17 protein-coding genes are annotated in these 16252 nt (G+C 73.8%); 8 read left to right on the plus strand and 9 right to left on the minus strand.

The annotated features are described in order from the left end of the window. Window positions 1-3: 3 nt before the first annotated feature. Window positions 4-1344 carry an MFS transporter gene (locus ACQP0T_RS15760; RefSeq protein WP_433868748.1) on the minus strand — a complete coding sequence of 447 codons (1341 nt, stop codon included), beginning with the start codon at window positions 1342-1344 and terminating at the stop codon, window positions 4-6. A gap of 175 nt (window positions 1345-1519) precedes the next feature. On the opposite strand from ACQP0T_RS15760, the gene ACQP0T_RS15765 reads away from it, so the two are divergent. Further along, complete coding sequence (locus tag ACQP0T_RS15765; RefSeq protein ID WP_433868749.1) at window positions 1520-2686, plus strand: acyl-CoA dehydrogenase family protein; 1167 nt, start codon at window positions 1520-1522, stop codon at window positions 2684-2686. A 15-nt stretch (window positions 2687-2701) separates the two neighbouring features. Next, window positions 2702-3889, plus strand: a complete 1188-nt coding sequence (locus tag ACQP0T_RS15770; protein WP_433868750.1) for a CaiB/BaiF CoA transferase family protein — start codon at window positions 2702-2704, stop codon at window positions 3887-3889. Between the two features lie 38 nt (window positions 3890-3927). Here ACQP0T_RS15770 and ACQP0T_RS15775 read toward each other — a convergent pair whose 3' ends face one another. Continuing rightward, complete coding sequence (locus tag ACQP0T_RS15775; RefSeq protein ID WP_433868751.1) at window positions 3928-4926, minus strand: alcohol dehydrogenase catalytic domain-containing protein; 999 nt, start codon at window positions 4924-4926, stop codon at window positions 3928-3930. Window positions 4927-5094: 168 nt separating this feature from the next. On the opposite strand from ACQP0T_RS15775, the gene ACQP0T_RS15780 reads away from it, so the two are divergent. The 3 genes from ACQP0T_RS15780 to ACQP0T_RS15790 all read left to right on the plus strand — a co-directional run bounded on the left by ACQP0T_RS15780 (window position 5095) and on the right by ACQP0T_RS15790 (window position 7497). Further along, window positions 5095-6330, plus strand: coding sequence for an SLC13 family permease (locus ACQP0T_RS15780; protein WP_433868752.1), 1236 nt, complete (start codon window positions 5095-5097; stop codon window positions 6328-6330). 298 nt (window positions 6331-6628) lie between these two features. Continuing rightward, on the plus strand, window positions 6629-7147 hold the full coding sequence (locus tag ACQP0T_RS15785; RefSeq protein ID WP_433868753.1) for a lytic polysaccharide monooxygenase auxiliary activity family 9 protein: 519 nt from the start codon (window positions 6629-6631) through the stop codon (window positions 7145-7147). A gap of 71 nt (window positions 7148-7218) precedes the next feature. After that, the gene (locus ACQP0T_RS15790) at window positions 7219-7497 is read left to right on the plus strand and encodes a DUF6343 family protein (protein WP_433868754.1); all 279 of its coding nucleotides are present in this window, start codon (window positions 7219-7221) and stop codon (window positions 7495-7497) included. A gap of 18 nt (window positions 7498-7515) precedes the next feature. Here the strand turns inward: ACQP0T_RS15790 and ACQP0T_RS15795 are convergent, their stop codons facing one another. Together ACQP0T_RS15795 and ACQP0T_RS15800 are read right to left on the minus strand one after the other, a co-directional pair. After that, window positions 7516-8664, minus strand: a complete 1149-nt coding sequence (locus ACQP0T_RS15795; RefSeq protein WP_433868755.1) for a M20 family metallopeptidase — start codon at window positions 8662-8664, stop codon at window positions 7516-7518. 32 nt (window positions 8665-8696) lie between these two features. Then, on the minus strand, window positions 8697-10205 hold the full coding sequence (locus tag ACQP0T_RS15800; protein ID WP_433873742.1) for an AbgT family transporter: 1509 nt from the start codon (window positions 10203-10205) through the stop codon (window positions 8697-8699). Between the two features lie 189 nt (window positions 10206-10394). Between ACQP0T_RS15800 and ACQP0T_RS15805 the strand changes: the two genes are divergently transcribed. Next, the gene (locus ACQP0T_RS15805; RefSeq protein WP_433868756.1) at window positions 10395-11426 is read left to right on the plus strand and encodes an Lrp/AsnC family transcriptional regulator; all 1032 of its coding nucleotides are present in this window, start codon (window positions 10395-10397) and stop codon (window positions 11424-11426) included. Window positions 11427-11430: 4 nt separating this feature from the next. Here ACQP0T_RS15805 and ACQP0T_RS15810 read toward each other — a convergent pair whose 3' ends face one another. Further along, window positions 11431-12318, minus strand: a complete 888-nt coding sequence (locus tag ACQP0T_RS15810) for an SDR family NAD(P)-dependent oxidoreductase (protein WP_433868757.1) — start codon at window positions 12316-12318, stop codon at window positions 11431-11433. A 247-nt stretch (window positions 12319-12565) separates the two neighbouring features. Here ACQP0T_RS15810 and ACQP0T_RS15815 point away from each other — a divergent pair, with 247 nt between their 5' ends. Next, window positions 12566-13783, plus strand: a complete 1218-nt coding sequence (locus tag ACQP0T_RS15815) for a DUF1015 family protein (RefSeq protein ID WP_433868758.1) — start codon at window positions 12566-12568, stop codon at window positions 13781-13783. An 82-nt stretch (window positions 13784-13865) separates the two neighbouring features. After that, window positions 13866-14201 (plus strand): hypothetical protein, encoded by a 336-nt coding sequence (locus ACQP0T_RS15820; protein ID WP_433868759.1) that lies wholly within the window; start codon window positions 13866-13868, stop codon window positions 14199-14201. Window positions 14202-14258: 57 nt separating this feature from the next. Here the strand turns inward: ACQP0T_RS15820 and ACQP0T_RS15825 are convergent, their stop codons facing one another. The 4 genes from ACQP0T_RS15825 to ACQP0T_RS15840 all read right to left on the minus strand — a co-directional run bounded on the left by ACQP0T_RS15825 (window position 14259) and on the right by ACQP0T_RS15840 (window position 16241). After that, the gene (locus tag ACQP0T_RS15825; RefSeq protein ID WP_433868760.1) at window positions 14259-14765 is read right to left on the minus strand and encodes a TspO/MBR family protein; all 507 of its coding nucleotides are present in this window, start codon (window positions 14763-14765) and stop codon (window positions 14259-14261) included. 31 nt (window positions 14766-14796) lie between these two features. After that, entirely contained in the window at window positions 14797-14931 is a 135-nt protein-coding gene (locus tag ACQP0T_RS15830) for an anti-sigma factor domain-containing protein (RefSeq protein ID WP_433868761.1), read from the minus strand. A gap of 113 nt (window positions 14932-15044) precedes the next feature. Then, entirely contained in the window at window positions 15045-15461 is a 417-nt protein-coding gene (locus ACQP0T_RS15835) for an FHA domain-containing protein (protein ID WP_345365567.1), read from the minus strand. 270 nt (window positions 15462-15731) lie between these two features. Continuing rightward, on the minus strand, window positions 15732-16241 hold the full coding sequence (locus ACQP0T_RS15840; protein ID WP_433868762.1) for a DUF5709 domain-containing protein: 510 nt from the start codon (window positions 16239-16241) through the stop codon (window positions 15732-15734). Window positions 16242-16252: the final 11 nt, after the last annotated feature.

Here is a 16252-nt window from a genome sequence, read left to right on the forward strand (position 1 = left end):
GGCTCACCCGCGCACCGCGCGCTCGGCCTCGGCGGCTTCGGCGGTCGCCACGCGGCGGCTCTGGTCGCACAGCGCTCCGACGCCGATGAACAGCGCGCCCGCCAGGAACAGCATCGAGACGCCCCACGTCGCGTGCGTCGGGGAGGCGGTCACCAGCGCCAGCGCCGCCAACGGCGCCAGGCCACCGGAGAACGCGCCGCCGACCTCCCGCCCGGTGCCGAGCCCCGACGCCCGCACCCCGGCCGGGAACTGCGAGGCCAGGAAGGCGCCCTGCGCCGCGAGCATCATGGGCACCACGATGCCGGTGGCCAGCACCAGCGCCGCCCAGATCGCCAGGTCGTGCCCGGAGTCGAGCAGCCAGAAGAACGGGAACGCCAGCGCCGCGGTGCCGACGGCGCCGAGGAGCACGAGCCGCCGGGCGCCCACCACGTCGCAGATCCGACCGGCGATCGGCACGGTGGCGATGGCCACCGCGCTGGCCAGGGTGACGCCGAACGCCCCGACATTGGCCGCCACGCCCTGGAACTGGGTCAGGTAGGACAGCGAGAACGTCTTGAAGATGTAGCTGACACCGTTGTAGCCGATGGTGATCGCCATGACCACCGCCAGGCCGCGCCAGTCCGAGCGCAGCAGGTCCCGCAGCGGGCGCCGCCCGGAGCGCTCGGCGCGCGAGACCCGCTCGAACTCCGGGGTCTCCGGCAGCCGGGTGCGCACCCAGATCCCCAGCCCGACCAGGGCGAAGCTGGCCAGGTAGGGCAGCCGCCAGCCCCAGCCGTGCAGGAATTCCTCGCTGGCGCTGGTCAGCACGGTGACGGTCAGCGAGGACACCAGCAGGCCGATGTTCACGCCGAGCGCGGGCAACGAGGCGATCCGGCCGCGCGATCCGGGCGCGGCGTGCTCGTAGGACACGGCGATGGCGCTGCCCAGTTCCGCACCGGCCCCGAGGCCCTGGAACACCCGCAGCACGACCAGCAGCACCGGGGCGAGGATGCCCGCCGTCTCGTAGGTGGGCAGCAGCCCGATCAGGCCCGAGGAGACCCCCATCAGCAGGAAGGTCAGGGTGAGCACCGCTTTGCGCCCCACCCGGTCGCCGAGCATCCCGAACACGATGCCGCCGAAGGGCCGGGCCAGGAAGCCGACCGCGAAGGTCGCGACGGAGGCCAGCGTGCCCGCGGCCGGGCTCGCCGACGGGAAGAACACCGGTCCGAACACCAGCGCCGCCATCGAGGCGTAGAGGTAGAAGTCGAACCACTCCAGGGCCGAGCCGATCACCACGGCGGGCCCCACGGCCCGGGGCGTCCTCGACGGCGCAGTCGGCTGCTCGGTCATCGTCCTCGCCCTCATCCGCATATCCGAACGGCTGTTGAGCGGCGATGCTAGGGAGCGGCCTCGATCACGTCAACTGTCCGCCTTTCCTTTATTGGCTCTGCCGTTGACAGCCGGGCAGACCGCGGACAACACTGCGCTACGTTCGCGGACCTACGCTCCGCGTCCGTATTTGGGAACGCGAGAGGATTCGATGGACTTCGCACCGACCGAGGACCAGCAGGCGCTGCGGGAAGGGGCGCGCGCCCTCGCCCGGACGTTCTCCGACGAGTACTGGGCCGAGCGCGACCACGCGGGCGAATTCCCGTGGGAGTTCTACGACGCCTTCGCCGCCGGCGGCTGGCTCGGCATCGCCATCCCCGAGCGGTACGGCGGCGGCGGGCTCGGGATCAGCGAAGCGGCGCTGCTGCTGGAGGAGGTCGCCGCCGCCGGAGCCGGGATGAACGGGTGCAGCACGATGCACCTGACCATCTTCGGGCTCAACACCATCGTCAAGCACGGCAGCGAGCGGCTGCGCCGGGAGGTGCTGCCCGCCGCGGCCGACGGCTCGCTGCACGTGTGCTTCGGCGTCACCGAACCCGACGCCGGCACCGACACCACCCGGATCACCACCTTCGCCGAACGCGTGCCCGGCGGCTACCGGGTCAACGGGCGCAAGGTGTGGATCACCAAGGCGGGCGACTCCCAGAAGATGGTGCTCATCGCCCGCACCACCCGGCGCGAGGAAGTCGCGCGCCCCACCGACGGGATGAGCCTGTTCCTCGTCGACCTCGACCCGGCGCACGTCCACCTGAACCCGATCCCCAAGCTCGGCCGCAACGCGGTGGCATCCTACGAGGTGCTCCTCGACGACCTGTTCGTGCCGGACTCCGCCCGGGTCGGCGAGGAGGGCGAGGGGTTCCGCCACCTGCTCGACGGGCTGAACCCCGAACGCATCCTGCTCGCCCACGAAGCGCTGGGCATCGGCCGGGCCGCGCTGGAGCGCGCGGTGCGCTACGCCGGGGAGCGGGTGGTGTTCGACCGCCCCATCGGGCAGAACCAGGGCGTCGCCTTCCCGCTGGCCGAAGCCGCGACCCGCCTCGACGCCGCCGAGCTCATGGCGCGCAACGCCGCCTGGCGCTACGACCGGGGACTGCCCTGCGGCCGGGAGGCGAACATGGCCAAGTGGCTGTGCGCCGAGGCCGGTTTCCAGGCCGCCGACCAGGCCGTGCAGACCCACGGCGGCATGGGTTACGCCCGGGAGTACCACGTCGAGCGCTACTTCCGGGAGTCCCGGATCCTGCGCCTGGCCCCGGTCAGCCAGGAGATGGTGCTCAACTACGTCGCCCAGCACGTGCTCGGCCTGCCCAAGTCGTACTGAACGCCAGGAGATGCCATGACCGGAAGCCTCGACGGGCTGCGCGTGCTGGACCTCTCGCGGGTGCTCGCCGGACCGCTGTGCACCCAGATGCTCGCCGACCACGGCGCCGAGGTCGTCAAGGTCGAAGCACCGGCCGGGGACGAGACCCGGACGTGGGGACCGCCGTTCGTGGACGCGACCACGAGCGCCTACTACACCGGGGTCAACCGCAACAAGGCCAACATCGGACTGGACCTGCGCACCGAGTCCGGGCAGCGGGTGCTCGCCGAGCTGCTGGCCGCCAGCGACGTGCTGGTGGAGAACTTCAAGGCCGGGACGCTGGCCGGGTGGGGGCTGCCCGACGAGGTGCTGCGCGAGCGCTACCCGCGGCTGGTCCAGTGCCGGATCACCGGCTTCGGCACCGACGGGCCGATGGGCGGGATGCCCGGCTACGACGCGGTGGCGCAGGCCTACGGCGGGCTGATGAGCATCAACGGCGAACCCACCGGTCCGCCGCTGCGGGTCGGCGTGCCCGTGGTGGACATGGTCACCGGGATCTACGCGTTCTCCGGCATCCTGCTCGCGCTGCACGAGCGGCGGCGCAGCGGGCGGGGTCAGCTGGTGGACTGCGCGCTGATCGACACCGCGATCTCGTTGCTGCACCCGCATTCCCCGTCCTGGCTGGCCGACGGCGAGCCGGCCCGCCGGACCGGGTCGGCGCACCCGTCGATCGCCCCCTACGACACCTTCGAGGCCGCCGACGGCCTGGTCTTCATCGGCGTCGGCAACGACCGCCAGTTCGGCGGGTTCACCGAGCTGCTGGGAATTCCCGAACTCGCCGACGACCCGAGGTTCCGCACCAACGCCGACCGGGTCGGCAACGTGGCGGCGCTGCGCCCGCTGCTGGCCGAGCGGATCGCCCGGCACCCGCGGCGGGAGCTGGCCACCGCGCTGCTCGCGCGCGGCGTCCCGGCCACCCCGGTGCACGACGTCGGCGAGGCGCTCACCGACCCGCACGTCCTGCACCGCGGGATGGTGGTGACCGACGGCGGCTACCGCGCCACCGGCATCCCGATCACGCTGGAGCGGACGCCGGGCGCGGTGCGCAGCGCACCGCGCGGGCACGGCGCCGACACCCGCGGCGTGCTGGCCTCGCTGGGTTACTCCAACGCCGAGATCGACGAGCTGGTCGCCGCGGGCGCCGCCGTCGAACCGCCGTGCTGAGGGGCGGCCTCGACGGGGTCTCACCAACGAGCGACCCGCTAGCCGAAGGTGATGATCGACTTGATGTCGTCCGGGCCGGTCTCGAACGCGACGCCCCACTGCTCCAGCGGGACCGTGCAGGTCACCAGGCCCGCCAGCCAGTCCGGGTCGGCGGCGCACAAGGCGTCGTGGGCCGCCGCGAAGTGCTCGCGGCGCGAGTTGACCGAGCCGAGCACCGCCTTGTTCCCGCTCAGCAGGTCGTCGTTGAACGCCGCCAGGTCGAGCGTGCGGCTCCCGCCGCCGTGGCCGATCAGCACCGCACCGCCTGCCGCGGCGGTGTGCTCGACCGCTTCCGGCACGAGCACGCCGGTGCACTCCAGCACCGCGTCGAAGCGGCCCAGCCCCTCCGGCGAGGCGTGGTACTCGGCGCCGAGCGCGCGGGCCTGCCGCTGCTTCGGGCCGCCCACCACCCGGTCGACCACGTGCACCTCCAGCCCGCGCTGCACGCCGAGCAGCGCGGCCAGCAGGCCGATCGGTCCCGCGCCCAGCACCAGCGCGCGCCGCAGCGGGCGCTGGACGACGTGGTCGATGCGCTGCCAGGCCTTGGCGACCACGCTGGTGGGTTCGACGAGCACGCCGAGCCCGCCGAGGGCGGCGGCGACGCCGACGGCGTACTCCGGTTCCAGGGGGAAGCGCTGCGCGCCGTAGCCGTCGAGGCCCTGGATGCCGCGCTCGGCGTACCGCCCGTTCTCGCACAGGTCGAACCGGCCGACGGCGCACAGCGGGCAGGGCAGCGGATCGGGGCGGCGGACGATGCCGGTGACCAGGTCCCCGGGCGCGAAACCGGAGCCCTCCGGGGCCCGCACCACCTTGCCCAGCGATTCGTGACCGAGCACGAACCAGTTCCGGTCCGGCGGCGGCCTGCCGATGCGGCCCGCCAGGATCTCGCGGTCGGTCCCGCAGACGCCCAGCGCCACCGCCTCGACCAGCAGTTCACCCTCGGCCGGGGACGGCTCGGGCAGGTCGACGACCGACCCCCGGGTGGTGAGCGCGCGCATCGCATCCCTCCCGCCCGGTTCGCTCCGGCGCCCGATTCCTTCCGGCGCCCGATTCGACGCCCGACTCGACGCTAGGGGCCGTTCGCGGGACTGTCCAGCCGATCGGGTGATCTTGACGACCCGCGCGGGGCCCGTGGAGGCTGACCGCGCTCGACGTGGAGGTGGCGGATGGGACCGCAGGTCGTGTCGCTGGTCGTGCTGGTCCTGATCTTCGCCGCGGGGACGACGCTGCCGGTGAACCTGGGCGTGCTTGGCTTCGTGGCCGCGTTCGGCGTCGGCACCCTGGCGGTCGGCATGAGCACCGAGGACATCATCGCCGGGTTCCCGGGCGACCTGTTCCTCACGCTGGTCGGCGTCACCTACCTGTTCGGGATCGCCGAGCGCAACGGCACCGTCGACCTGCTCGTGGGCGCGGCGGTGCGCTCGGTGCGCGGCCGGGCCGCCCTGGTGCCGTGGATCTTCTTCGCGGTCGCCGCCCTGCTGATGTCGATCGGCGCGCTGTTCGCGGTGGCGATCGTGGCGCCGCTGGCGCTGGGCTGCGCCCGCCGGTACGGGATCGACCCGCTGCTGATGGGGATGCTGGTCGTGCACGGCGCGCTCGGCGGCGCGTTCGCCCCGACCAGCGTGTACGGCAGCTTCGTCAACGGGGTGGTGGGCGGCGCGGGGCTGCCCGGCGATCCGGTCGTGCTGGCGCTGGCCCCGCTGCTGTTCAACATCGCGGCCGGCGCGGTGGTGTTCGCGCTGCGCGGCGGACGCCGGCTGGTGCGGCTGCGGGTCGAGGACGACGCGGGGCCGCGGGCGCAGCGGGTGCGCCTCGACCAGGTGCTCACCGGCGCCGCCGTGCTGGTGCTGGCCCTGGGCACCGTGCTGTTCGACCTCGACGTCGGGTTCCTCGCGCTGACCCTGTCGGTGGTGCTCGTGCTGGTCTCCCCGGCCGCCCGCACCGGGGCGGTGGAGCGGATCAGTTGGTCGACCGTGCTGCTCATCGGCGGGGTGCTGACCTACGTCGGCGTGCTGGAGCGGGCCGGGACCGTCGACTACGTCAGCCGGGCGGTCGCCGGGATGGGGATGCCGCTGGTGGCGGCGCTGCTGCTGTGCCTGATCGGCGGGATCGCCAGCGCCTTCGCCTCCTCGGTGGCGATCCTGGGGGTGCTGATCCCGCTGTCGGTGCCGTTCCTGGCCCAGGGCGAGATCGGCGCGGTCGGCATGGTCGCGGCGCTGGCGGTGGCGGCGACCGTGGTGGACGTCAGCCCGTTCTCCACCAACGGCGCGCTGGTGCTGGCCAACGCCGCCGACGACGCCCGGGAAGCGTTGTACCGGCGGATGCTCGCCTACAGCGGGGCCGTGGTGCTGCTCGGCCCGGCGCTGGCGTGGGCGGTCCTGGTGGTGCCGGGACTGCTCTGAATCGATGTCACGAGCTGAAGCGCCGTTAAGGCGGCGATAGTCCGCAATTGTTATCGCGGGAACAATTCCTCTGACATCATCAATTGCCGTCCGGACCACCCGACAAACTGGTTTACGCCAAGTCGGTGACGGATTTGCGGGCGCTTGACCTGCGCTGACATACCCGAATATGGTCCAGACCACACAACGGCCGTTCGCGGTTCCGCCCACCGGCACCGCAATCACTCCCCCGTCGCCGTTGTGGATCCCCGGCCGCGCGGGAACCCCTCGCCGCGCGTCCGCACGACAAGGAGCTGAGATGAGCAAGAAGCGCAAGGTGACGGCTGCCGCGGTCGGCGCGGCGATCGCACCTCTCCTGGTAGGCATCCCCGCGGGCACCGCGAGCGCGCACGGCTACGTCAACTCGCCGCCGAGCAGGCAGGCGCAGTGCGCCGAGGGCACCATCGAGTGCGGCGCGATCAAGTGGGAGCCGCACAGCGTGGAGGGCCCGAAGGGCCTGATGAGCTGCAGCGGCGGCAACTCCCGGTTCGCCGAGCTGGACGACGAGAGCAAGGGCTGGGTGCACACCCCGGTCGGCACCACGGTCAACTTCGACTGGATCCTCACGGCGCCGCACCGCACCTCGACCTGGGAGTACTTCGTCGGCGGCAACAAGGTCGCCACCTTCGACCAGGGCGGTCAGCAGCCGCCGCGACAGCTGTCGCACACCGTCGACCTCAGCGGCTACAGCGGGGAGCAGACGGTGCTGGCGCGGTGGAACGTCGCCGACACCGCCAACGCCTTCTACGCCTGCATCGATCTCAACATCGGCGGCTGAGGCACCGGTGGCGGGCCCGGTCGGGGCCCGCCACCGGCATGGCCGCCCGCCGCACCGGGTACTCCCGGGACATGCCCAAGCGCAAGCGAGAGGACTACGAACGCGGTCTGCCCGGCTACCACGACCCGATGGCCGGGGTGGCCGGCGCGCCGTACGCCCGCAGCGCGCTCACCCTGCGGTTGTGGCTGGCCGGATTCGGCCTCGTGTTCTGCGCGGTCGCCGCGGTCCTGATCTTCCTGAACCTGCCCGAGCTGAGCTGGCTGGCGTGGGTGCTCGTCGTGCTGGCCGTCATCGCCGCGGTCGACTTCGGCTGGGTGCTCTACCGCAAGCTCCGCGGCGAACCCGGCTGACCGAGCCGGCGGCGCTGCTCAGTTCCCGGCCAGCCGGTGCAGCAGTCCCCCGACCAAGCCGATCTGCCCCGGCGAGGCGCTCGGCACGACGTGCTCGTCCCGGGAGTGCGGTCCGGCGCCGACCGCGCCGAGCCCGTCGAGCACCGGGAAACCCAGCGCGGACACGAAGTTCGCGTCGCTGACCCCGCCGACCGAAGTGCCCGCCAGGTCCATCCCCAGCTCCCGCGCCACCTCCCGGGCACTGGCGAACAGCGCTTCCGACGGCGGCCCCGGGTTCATCGGCGGGCGGTTCCACCCGCCGGAGACCTCGATCCGGATGCGCTCGTCGGCATGCCCCAGCGCCGCGAGACCGGCGTCGATGCGCGGCATCTCGGCCGGGTCCTGGATGCGGACGTCGACCTCGCAGGACGCCCGGCCGGCGATCACGTTGCGCCCGGTGCCCCCGCTGAACAACCCCACGTTGATCGTGGTGCCGCGCTCCGGGTCGGCCAGGCCGGTGATCCGCGGGACCAGCTCGGCCAGCGCGTGCACGGCGCTGGCCCCGGCGAAGGGGTCCAGCCCGGCGTGCGCTTCGAGGCCGTGCGCGGTCACGTCGAACAGGCCCATCCCCTTGCGGCGGACCTTCACCATGCCGTCGCGGCCGGGTTCCAGCACCAGCGTGGCGGCGACCTCCGCGCAAGCGCGTTCGATGTGGTGCTGCGAGGCGCGGCTGCCGATCTCCTCGTCGCCGGTGAGCACGAACCGCACCGACGGGTGCGCGATCCCGAGCTCGCGCAGCAACCGCAGCGCCCAGACGCCGTGCACGATGCCCAGCTTCATGTCCAGGCACCCCGGTCCGGTGATCCGGTCGCCGTCCACCGCGAAGGGCATCTCGGCCAAGGTGCCGACCGGCCACACCGTGTCGTAGTGGCACAGCAGCAGCACCGTGCCCGGCGCGGTCCCCCGGTAGGTCACGTCCAGCACGTCGCCGCGCGCCCCGCCGTCGTACCGGACCCGCGCGGCGGGTTCGCCGAGCCGCTCGCCCAGCCACACCTCCAGGTCCGCCAATCCGGCGTCCAGCGCGGCCTTGTCGCCGCTCGGCGTTTCGCTCTCCACGAGCCGCCGCAGGTCGCCCAGCACATCCTCCTGCCGCCGCCGCGCCGCGTCCGCCAGTGCCCTGCTCACCACATCGCCGCCTTTCCCGTCGTCGATCCCACGCGTCACCGCACCGGCGCGCCGGGGCCGAGCGGGATGCCCAGCGCCCACCACGCCGCGAACAGCAGCGACCACATCACCAGCACCGCGAAGGCGATCGGGAGCGTCAGCGACATCAGCGTGCCGATGCCCGCGTCCTTGCGGTAGCGCTGCAGCAACCCGAGGGCCATCGCGAAGTACGGGCTCATCGGGCTGATCAGGTTCGTGGCCGAGTCGGCGATCCGGAACACCGCCTGGGTCGTCTCCGGCGCCACGTCCAGCAGCATCAGCATCGGCACGAAGACCGGGCCGACCAGCGCCCACTGCGCCGAACCGCTGGTGATCAGCAGGTTGATCACCGTGACCACGCCGATCAGCCCGGCGAACAGCACCAGCGGGTGCACGTCGGCCGAACCGAGCACCGCCGCACCGCGGATCGCGACGACCTCCCCCAGCCCGGTCCACTTGAAGTACGCCAGGAACTGCGAGGCGGCGAAGAACAGCACCACCACCGGCGCCAGGTCCACCACCCCGCCGGTCATCGCGGGCGGGATGTCGCGCGCCTTCGGGATGCTGCCGGTGGTCCGCCCGTACACCGCGCCGGTCAGCAGGAACACCAGTCCGAGCACGTAGGCCACCCCGGTGATCACCGGCGAGTCGAGGATGCCGCCGTCCTCGCCCCGCAACGGCGAACCGGCGGGCAGCATCGCCAGCACCACCACGAGCAGGAAGCCGAACAGCACCAGGCCCGCGTTGCGCAGCCCCCGGCGCTCGTCCGGGCCCAGCCGCATCGCGCCGAGATCCTCGTCCGCGCCCTCGCCGTCGGCGGGCATCCCCTGGGTGCGCCGGGACAGCAGGAACTCGGTCACCAGGGTGATCACCACGGCGAGGAACAGCGCGGAGCCGATCGAGAAGTAGTAGTTGGCCAGCGGGGTGACGACCCGGCCGGGTTCGATGAACTGCGCGGCGCCGGTGGTCAGGCCGGCCAGGATCGCGTCGGTCGGGGTGAGCAGCAGCGAGGCGTTGTAGCCCGCCGAGATCGAGCCGAACGCCACGACGAGCCCCAGCACGGGGCTGCGCCCGGCGGCCTTGAAGACCAGGGCTCCCAACGGGATGAGCACCACGTACGCCGCGTCGGAGGCCACGCTGCCGCTGATCCCGGTCAGCGCCAGGGCGAAGGTCAGGTACTTCGGCGGTACCCGGCTCACGCTGCCGCGCAGCAGCGCGCCGAGCAGCCCGCTGCGCTCGGCCACCGACACGCCCAGCATCACCACGATGATCAGCGCCAGCGGCGGGAACGCGGCGAAGTTGTCCACCGCGTCGCCGACGATCACCCCGACGCCCTCGGCGGAGAGCAGGCTCCGGACCCGGATCGTCTCGCCGTCCACCGGGGACACCGCGGAGACGCCGAGGGCGCTGAGCACCGCGCTGAGCACGACGACCAGCCCGGCCATGATCGTGAACAGCCAGAACGGGTGCGGCAACCGGTTGCCGACGCGTTCGACGAGCTGCAGCAACCGCAGCACCGCGCCCATCGACCGGGAGCCGTCTGCGCTCGTTCTGGGACCCACCGCGACTCCTCGGCTCGACGATCGGGGGCGCTCGGCGCTGCGCCGGGCACTGGCGTGCGATTCAAATCCGGCGCGGCAGTTCCTGTCAAGAACGGGGAAGTCGGCGGTGTATCCATTCGGTAAACCGGCTCGCGGCGGGGATACTATTCGCCCGTGACCGGCGCAGCGCTCGTCGACGAACTGGACCTGGCCCTGATCGGCGCCCTCCAGCAGGCGCCCCGCGCGCCGCTGCGCGCGCTGGCCGACGCGCTCGGCAGCTCGGCGAGCACCATCGGCCGGCGGTGGCAGCGGCTGCACGACGACCGGCTGCTGCGGGTGATCGGCCAGCTCGACTGGAACCTGGTCTCCGAGACCCGGCCCCGGCACGTCTGGATCACCACCGCGCCGGGGCGCTCGCCCGAGGTCGCTCGCCGGGTGGCCGCGCTACCCGAGGTGCAGTACGTCGCGCTGACCTCCGGCCGCGCCGACGTCTACTGCACCGCGCACCCCGGGAACCGCGCCGCGGCCCGGGACCTGCTCACCCGGCGCATCCCGGCGGTCGGCGGGGTGCGGGACACCCGGTCCGACCTGGTGCTGCGCGCCGTCGGCCGGGCTGACGCCTGGTGCGGCGCCCCCGTGCCCGACCCGGTGCGCGCCGCGCTGGCCGCGCACCGGCGCGCCGATCCCCCGTCCCCCGCCGTCGCTTTCGAGTCGCTGTCGGAACCGGAACGGCGCGCCGCCGCGCTGCTGCACGGCAACGCCCGGCTGACCTCCAGCGACCTGGCGCGCGAGCTCGGCGTGAGCCAGTCCAGCGCGCACCGGCTGCTCGGCGGCCTGCTGGAGCGCCGCGTCGTGCGCCCCCGCGTGGAGGTGGAGCCTGCCGTGCTCGGCTTCCAGGTCGAAGCGGTGGTCGCGCTGGCCACCGAGCCCGGCACCACCGCCGAGGTCGGCCGGGCGCTCGGGAACCACCCGTCGGCCCGCTACGTCTCGGTGGTGGCGGGCAGTGCGACCGTCATCCACCAGGGCGTGTTCGGCGACGAGGACGCGCTCGCCGACTTCCTCTCCGACGATCTCGCCGGTCTGCCGGGCATCCGGTCGACGGAGGTCTCGGTGGTGCTCGACGTGCTGCGCCGGTACTGGATCGACCGGGACGGCGTCCGGCTGGGCGAGGCCCGGATCCCGCTGCGCGGCACCGCCCCCGGCTGAGCGGTCACGCGCTGCGGGCGGTCCACTTCCGCAGCCGGGGCGGCACCCGCTTCTCCAGCCCGTAGGGTTCGAGGTGCGCGCCGAAGACCTCGTCGAACGCCTCGCGCACCGCCTCGGTGTCCCACACCTCGCGCTCCAGGATCGGTTCCTTGAGGTGGGGCTGGCCGATCAGGTGCAGCTGCGGTCCGTTGCACCGGACGAGCTGCCCGGTGATCCCCGCCGCCGCGTCGCTGAGCAGGTAGAGCACCAGCGGGGCGATCCGGGACGGCGTCCGCTCCGGCGGGCAGTTGCGCAGCGAGCGCTCGGAGTTCCACACCATCCGGGTGTGCGCCAGCGGGCACACCGCGTTCACCCGCACCCCGATCTGCTCGGCGTCCAGCGCCCACGAGTAGGTCAGCGAGGCCACCGCGCCCTTGCTCGCCGCGTACGTGCCGAGCGCGCGCTGGCCCAGCGAAGCACCCGAGGAGATGTTCACGATCGCCCCGCCGGCACCGGTCCGGTGCATCTCGCGCAGCGCGGCGAGCCCGGTGTGCAGCACGCCGAGCACGTTGACCTCGATCAGCTCCCGGGCCCGCGCCGCGTCGTCCTGCCACGGCAGCGCCTCGTAGTTCAGGCCCGCGTTGTTGACCAGGCCGTCGATCCGGCCGAACTCCCGCACGCAGGTCTCGACGATCCCGTTCGCCTGCTCGGCGTCGGCCACCGACCCCGCGCTGGGCACGGCCCGGCCGCCGTGCGCGCGGATGGTGGCCGCGGTCGCTTCGGCCAGCGGGCCGTCCACGTCGTTGACCACGACCGAGGCGCCCGCGTGCGCGGCGTGCAGGGCGAACGCCTCGCCCAGCCCGCGCCCCGCGCCGGTCACCACCACCGCCTTGTCCGCCAGCAGCTCCTGCATCGCCGTCCTCTCGCACCGGGTCGCGCGCACACCGCGCCGTCGCACCGCGCGGTCAGCATCTCGGAGCCGCCTGCACCGCGCCCCCGGTGCCGCGCCGAGCGGTGCGCACGCTGCGCCGAACGCCGGGCCGCTGACTAGTGCCGATGTACCAACCGCCCGGCAGCGGCAGACCACCTCCCCGGCGGGCCGCCACCGGTGGACCCGATACCGTGGCGCGGCGAGTTCGATCAACGCCGGGAGTCCTCAGGTGCCCGAGTCCAGTCCGCACCGGGTCGCGTCGCGGCGCGCCGGGACCGAGCGCGGCGTCGTGGTCGAACCGTTCCGCGGGTGGCGGATCGCCCCGGAACGGATGCGCGAGCTGGCCGGGCGGTACGCGACCCCGTGGGGCCAGCTCACCGACCTCTCCGACGGCGCGGCGCAGGAGGCGGCGGCGGTGCTGCGCTCGTGGCAGCGCAGCGGCACCGTGCTGCGGGAGCCGCGCGACGCCCTCTACGCCTACCGGCAGTCCGGGCCGCACGGCGACCAGCGCGGCGTGCTCGGCGCGGTGCACCTGGACAGCAGGTTGCTGCCGCACCAGGACGTGCTGCCCGAACGCGCCGAGGCGCTGTCCCGGATGATGGCGACCGGCGGGCTCGACCTCGGGCCGCTGCTGCTGGGCTACTCCGGGACCGGGACCACCGCCGGGCACCTGGACGCGCTCGGCCAGCGCCCGCCGACCGCGGAGGTGCTCGGCCCGGACGGCCAGCGCCACCAGCTCTGGCGCATCACCCAGCCCGCCGTGCACGAGGAGATCGCCGCCGAGCTGGCCCGCTCCCCCGCGCTGCTCGCCGACGGCCACCACCGCTGGATCGCCGCCCGGCAGCTCCGGCGCCTCCGGCACGCCAGGGGCAGCGGCACCGGGCCGTGGGACTACGCCTCGGCGCTGCTGGTGGACACCCGGCGCAGCCCCCTGCTGGTGGCCCCGGTGCACCGGGTGCTGCCCGCCGCGGACCCGTGGACGGCGCTGGACAGCGCGGCCGGGGCCTTCCGGATGACGCGGCTGCGCGGAGATCTGGGGGAATGGCTGCGGGTGCTGCGGCACACCGCCGAGCACACCACCGCCTTCGCCGTGGTCACCGGGCACGGGACGTTCCTGCTGACCGACCCGGTGGAGCCGCTGCTGGCCGAGGCGCTCGCCTCGGTTCCCGCCCCGCTGCACCGGATGCAGCTGGCGGTGCTGCACGCGGCGCTGATCGACTGGTTGTGGCGGGTCCCGGCCGCGCCGGGCGCGATCGGCTACGAATCCAGCCCCGGCCGCGCGGTGCGCCGGGTGCAGCGCGACGGCGGGATCGCGGTGCTGGTCACCCCGCCCCGCCAAGCCGAGCTGCGCAGCGCGTTCTCGGCGGGGCTGCGGCTGCCCTGCAAGTCCACGGCGTTCCGCCCGGTGCCGCACCCCGGTCTGGTGCTGCGCGCGGTCGACGGCTGACCCACCGCGCCCCGTTCGCCGGTACCGCCGCGGTCCGGCGCCGCGGTTCACTGGAGGCCGACGCCGACCGCGGAGGTGGCCGATGACCACGCGGAGCAGGAACCGGGTGGACGAGCACGACCGGTGGCAGGACCTCTGCTCGGTCGCCGCCCGGCTGGCCGCCGAACGGGACCGGCCCGCGCTGGTCGTCCGGCACGCGGCCCGGTGGCTGGAGCAGCGGGGGCGGGTGCAGGGCGAGGAGGTCGTGGTGACCTGGACGGTCGCCGATGCCGAGCTCGTCCGGCACCAGCTCCGCGACCGGCTCGACCCGGACCGGGTGCTGGCCGCCGCACCGCGGGTGCGCCACCACCGCGCCCGGCGCCCCGCCGAGATCCCACCCCAGCGCCGAACACGCCGGGACCACCCGGAAGGGCATTGAGTGAAGGGCACCTTCATCCGGCATAGTCGGATGAAGGTGCCCCTCACCTGGTGTGGCTCACCCGTTCAGGGTGAGGATCGCGGTGGTGAGTGCGGTGGCGTAGAGCACCCAGAGCAGGTACGGCACGAGGGCCGCGGCGGCGAGCCGGTCGCGGCGCGCGGCCAGCACCAGCAGGCCGACGACCGCGACGTCCAGCAGCGCGATGTCCAGCAGCGCCCAAGCCCGCGCCTGCGCGGCGAAGAACAGCGGCGTCCACAGCGCGTTGAGCACCAGCCCGACGCCGTACCAGGTCAGCGATCGGCGCAGCTCGCGTCCGTCGGCCGCGCGGTACCAGAGCCGCCACCCGGCGAAGGCCAGCAGCACGTACAGCACCGTCCACACCGGACCGAACAGCGCGGCGGGCGGTGCCCACCCGGGCAACCGCAGCGCCGCGTACTGCTCGGCCGAGGTGGCCGCCGCCCACGAACCGACGGCGGCCACCAGCGCGACGGCCGCGGCGAACAGCACCGCCGCGGCGACGGCGGAGCGCACCGGTGGTCGGTTCCGGGTGGTCGCGGTCGGCATCCCACCTCCCCTCCTCCGCCGCGCTCGGCGATCACAGCGACAACGTCAGCACCGGGTCCGCGATCGGCTGCGCCGAACCGCCCGCGGGTTCGACGGTGACCGCCAACGCCTGGGCACCCGGTGGCAGCGGCGCAGGATCGAACTGGACCTGCCGCCGGGCGGTCACCGGCTGGAGTGCCGCGCCACCGACCGGACCGGTGACGTGCAGACCCCCCGGCGCGCGCCGACCGTGCCGGACGGTGCGACCGGGTGGCACTCGGTGTTCTGCACGGCGACCGGTCAGGGCGCGCGGTAGGTGAACCTGATCTTGCCGATCCAGATCTCGTCGCCGTCCACCAGCACGGCGCTGTCCACCGGGCGCCGGTTCAGGTAGGTGCCGTTGAGGGAACCACCGTCGACGAGCACGAAGTTCCCGTCCTCCCGCACCACCGCGGCGTGCGCGCGGGACACGGTCGGATCGTCCACGACGACATCGCACTCGCGGTTGCGGCCGACGACGGTGCGGTCGCGGGTGAGCGCGAACTCGGTGCCCGCGGCATCGCCCCGGCTGATCACCAGGGCGGCCGTCGTGGTCTCGGCGGGGGCGCGGGGGGCGGGGACGGCGGCCGCTGACCGGGTCTCCTGCCGGGGTCCGGACAGCTCCTCGGTGCGCGCGGCGCCGCGGGGGGCGACCGCGCCGGGTCCGGGCTGTGTCATGATCGTTCTCCCTCACCAGCAGGGGTCACGCCATCGCGGTGGACCTCGCGGTTCCGCGATTACTCCCAGCATGCACACGGTGACGCGATCGCGCACAGGACCTACGTCCCGGGTTGCCGCCCGCGCGCCGCGCGGGCGCGGCGCCACCGCGCGGGCCGGGGCGGCTGCCGCGCTCGGGAAAACGTCGTCCCACGCCCAGGTTCGGCAGTCCCCGTTCCGGGTGCAACCCGGGCGGCGATCGGCACCGCCGACTACCCCCGTTCGGGTGAATCAGCGGCGGCGGTCGCGGCGCTCGACGTCGCCGAGGTCGTCGGCCTCCATGTTGGCGATGGCCTCGTCGAGGGATTCCTTGTCCGGATCGGCGCGCACCGCGCGGCGGTCGGCGTCCTGGTCGGTGACGTGCACGGCGGCCTCCTCGGCCCCGGACGCGCCGCTGTCCACACCGGTGTCCGAGGCCAGCAGCTCGTCGGCGTCGGCCCGCTCGTCGTCGGCCACCAGCCGCCCGGAGCGGGGTCCCGGACCACCCGCCCAGCGGTCGTCCACCGACTCGTCCGCGGCGTCCGCTTCCTCCTCGGACAGCAGTTCGTCGAGCGACTCGCCGCGCCGCGTCTCGTCGGCCGTGGTGCCCTTGGTCTCGAAGGAGGACCAGCGGTCGGCCGCTTCGATGCCGGTGTCCAGCGGGTCGGCATCGAGGTCGTCGGTCTCCAGCGAGTCGGCGGGGTCGAGCACCCCGTCGTCCTCCCCGATCGTCTCCCGGGGGCCTTCGTCCGGTCCCGTCATGCGGCACCTCC

Origin of the sequence: Saccharopolyspora sp. CA-218241, from assembly GCF_050954615.1 — a bacterium.
GTDB classification, from domain to species: domain Bacteria; phylum Actinomycetota; class Actinomycetes; order Mycobacteriales; family Pseudonocardiaceae; genus Saccharopolyspora; species Saccharopolyspora cebuensis.